At 75.8% G+C, this 3,809-nt stretch carries 2 protein-coding genes; both read left to right on the top strand.

The window, feature by feature from the left end:
• Positions 1 to 204 precede the first annotated feature (204 nt).
• Positions 205 to 1,914, top strand: coding sequence for a trypsin-like serine peptidase (locus ACLU3S_RS36165; protein ID WP_413956215.1), 1,710 nt, complete (start codon positions 205 to 207; stop codon positions 1,912 to 1,914).
• A partial coding sequence (locus ACLU3S_RS36160) for a tetratricopeptide repeat protein (RefSeq protein ID WP_413956214.1) occupies positions 1,911 to 3,809 on the top strand: 1,899 nt, incomplete at its 3' end. The genes ACLU3S_RS36165 and ACLU3S_RS36160, both read left to right, overlap by 4 nt.

Here is a 3,809-nt window from a genome sequence, read left to right as displayed (position 1 = left end):
CGTCGGTACGAGGCTTCGGCCGACGCGCGAGCAGGACGTGCTGACCGCACCGCACGCCCGGCGCCCGGCACCACGACCTGCCGGCAGCGCCCCACCCGCCCCCAGGGCGCCTCGCCGCACCCGCTCGCCCGGGCTCCCGTACATCCGGCACGACCCCGTGCACATCAGTGGTACCGGAGCGGTACGCGGAGTAACCTCGGCGGCATGACGCGCACGGGGGAGCGAGCCGTCAAGTCGCGGTTACGGACACCGTCCTGGATCGCGCGGATCGAGGAGCCGGACGGACGGGTGCTGGGTGCGGGGGTGCTGCTCGCCCCGGACCGGGTGCTCACCGCGGCCCATGTCGTCACACCCGGACTGGGCTACGTCGTCCGCCTCGTCGGCGTGCCCGGACAGGGCGCCGTCACCGCGACCGTCCGCGCGGACGAGCACGTGCCCGAGTGCGAGGACGGCCTCGGCGGCCGCAGCGGCGATCTCGCCCTGCTGCGCCTGGCCGAGCCCCTGCCCGCCGAGTACACCACCCGGCTCCACCGGCTCGCCACGCCGCACGGACCCGTGGACATGTACGGCTTCCCGGACGGCGACGACGAGGGCCGCTGGCACGGCGCCACCCTGGTCGCCGCCCGCGGCCCGGACAGCCGGGTGCAGCTGCGCCCGCGTACCCCGGGCGAAATCGCCGCCCCCGGCTTCAGCGGCGGCGGAGTGGTCGACCACGCCACCGACCAGGTCATCGGGATCGTCCTCAGCGTGGACGAGGGAACGCCGTCCGCGTTCAGCCACATGAGCCCCACCGAGACCATCCTCAGCCACCTTCCCCAGGTCGCCGCCTGGACCGACGGCGCCGAGGCCGTCGACCCGCGGCTGCGCACCGGCGCGTCCCGCACCGCCGGCCGGCTCGACGTGCCGTTCGCCACCGAACTCGCCGGCTGGTTCCGCGGCGAGGGCTGGCCGGTGCTCGTCACCGTCGTCCCCGCCCGCGGCGACCGCGCCTGGACCCTGGAGCGGGCCGTCACCCTCGCCGACCGGGAGCTGCGCACCCAGCGCAACACCAGCGCCTTCAGCCACGACCCGCCCGAGACCGTGCCCCCGGCCGGTGCCCACGATCTCGCGCTGGACGTCAAGGAACTGACCGCCGCCGAGGTCATGGACCGGATCGCCGAACGCCTCGGCATCCGCGACGACCCCCGGCCCGAACGGCTCGGCGGGCTGCGCGTCCCGCTCGCCGCCGTCCTGGTCGGCGTCGACCGCTCCGCCGACCCCGACGCCCTGCTCGCCCTGGTGGACCGGCTCGCCCGGCACGGCGCCCGCCTGCTGATGGTCTTCCGCCGCCGCGGCGGGCTCGCGGCACAGGCCGCCGAGTCGCTCGTGCACCGCCCGCTGCGCGAGCGCTGGTCCCGCCTCGGCGCCGAACTCGACCGGATCGTCGACGAGTTGGGCCCGGCGCTCGACACCCGCCGGGACCGCGTCTGCGCCGGGCCCGGCACCGGGCCGCTGATGGACCAGGCCGAGGCCGGCGTGCGGCGCACCCGGATGCTGCGCGCCTGGGTCGCGCACAGCTCGGAGCAGGAGCGGGCGCCGCGCCGCGCGGACCTGCTGTTCACGTTCGAGGACGCCGCCGACCGCCGCCGGCAGCGCCTGGAACAGGCCCTCGGCGTCCTCGACGCCCGCCTGCGCCGCTGTGAGGAACTCCGCGGCCGGGTCAGCGCCGAGTGGCCGCTGTTCCGGCGGCGGGCCGCCGCGGACGGCGACCGGGTGGTGGAGGCGTACCGGCTCTACGAGGACGCCCTGTCCCTGCTGCGGCAGACCCCCTGCGACGTCGAGCGCGCCGAGGCCGCCGTCGAACGGTTCATCGGCTTCTGCGCCGGCACGGCACCGACGACACCGACCGGACCCGGAAAGGAGGGCACGTCGTGACCGCGTGCATCCGGCCCGGCTGCGCGGGCCACATCGTGGGCACGGGCTTCTGCGACACCTGCGGACACCGGTACGCCGAACCGCGCCCCGAGTCCCGTGGCGCACCACCGGCCGCGCCCCCGGACAGAGCCGCCGAGAAGAGCGCGGGCCCGCCGGCCGTGCACGCCGTCGCCGGCGTCAACGAACTCGACCAGCACGGACTGGTCGTCCTGCCCGAGGTCCCCGTCCCCGACGACGTGCTGATCGACGACCCGCGCCCGCCCACCGAGGGCCGCCGCTGCGGCGCGAACGGCTGCACCATGACCATCGGCATCGGCTACGGCGGCCAGCCCGCCCGTGTCACCGGCCGCTGCCCGCGCTGCGGCACGCCCTACTCCTTCCTGCCCCAGCTCGCCAAGGGCGACGTGGTCGCCGGCCACTACAAGGTGCTCGGCTGCCTCGCCCACGGCGGCCTCGGCTGGGTCTACCTCGCCGAGGACACCCGCGCCGAAGGCCACCGGGTCGTCCTCAAGGGCCAGATCAACGCCAACGACGCGCTCGCCCGCCGCTCCGCCGTCGAGGAGCGCCGCTCCCTCACCGACCTGCACCACCCGGACATCGTCCGCATCATCACCTACGCCGAACACCAGGCCCCCGGCGCCGCGCCGACCGGCTACCTGGTCATGGACTACATCGGCGGCCGCTCCCTCCAGCAGCTCTTCGACGCCGACGACGTCGAACGCTTCTTCCACGGCCGCCCCCGCCTCGACCACGTCCTCACCTACGGCTGCAAGATCCTCGGCGTCCTGGAGTACATGCACGAACGCGGCCTGCTCTACTGCGACATGAAGCCCGCCAACGTCATCCACTTCGGGCGGGCGGTGAAGGTCATCGACCTCGGCGCGGTCCGCGCGATCGGCGACCGCACCTCCGCCTACGTGTACACGGCCACGTTCGCCCCGCCCAAGGAGGAGATCGACCGGCGCGGCTGGCACGTCGACAGCGACCTCTACACCGTCGGCATGACCCTGCAGGCCCTGGCCCGCGCCACCGAACCGGCCCGCGGTCTCGCGCCCGACTCCTTCCGCCACCTCATCGACCGGGCCACCCACCCCGAACCCCGCGCCCGGTTCCGCTCGGCGGCCGAGATGTCCCGCCAACTGTGGGAAGTGCTCCGCGAGTTCCGCTCGCTGCAGTTCGGCGAGCAGCTGCCGGAGAGCTCCACCCGGTTCCGCGCCACCGGCGCCAGCCTCGACGCCGGCCTCGGCGCGATCCCCGCCCTGGACCACTGGACCGCCCGTCCCGGGGACCGGCCGGCCGGGCTGGACGTCTCGCCGCCCTCGCCCGCCGAGGTCGCCGGCGCCCTTCCCGAGCCGATCCCGGACCCCGGCGACGGCGCCGCCCTGCTGCTGGATGCCTTCCCGCCCGACGCGCCCGACCGGGTGGACCGGCAGTGGCACCGCGAATCGCGCCTCGGCACCCCGGAGACCGCGCTGTGGCTGTGCCGCGCCTACCTCAGACGCGGCGAGCGGCGCGCGGCGGAGACCTGGCTCGCCGAGGCCGAGACCCAGCTCGGCGAACGCGCCGCCCACGACTGGCGCATCGCCTGGCACCGCGGCGTGCTCCACCTCAGCAAGGGCGAGGCGGACCGGGCCGGCGACCGCTTCGACGCCGTACACCGGGCGCTGCCCGGCGAGTACGTGCCCAAGCTCGCCCTCGGCTACTGCGCCGAGCGCGCCGGGCGCACCGCCCGCGCCATGCGCTGCTACGAGGCCGTGTGGAAGCGGGACTTCGCGCACACCGCCGCCGCCTTCGGACTGGCCCGCGGGCATCTGGCGAGCGGCGACCGGGACGCCGCCGTCCGCGTCCTCGACGACGTCCCCGCCACCTCCCGGCACCACGACGCCGCCCGGATC

This window comes from Streptomyces sp. AF1A, assembly GCF_047340315.1.
In the GTDB taxonomy this organism is placed as follows: domain Bacteria; phylum Actinomycetota; class Actinomycetes; order Streptomycetales; family Streptomycetaceae; genus Streptomyces.
This window is presented reverse-complemented; position numbering and strand designations above follow the sequence as displayed.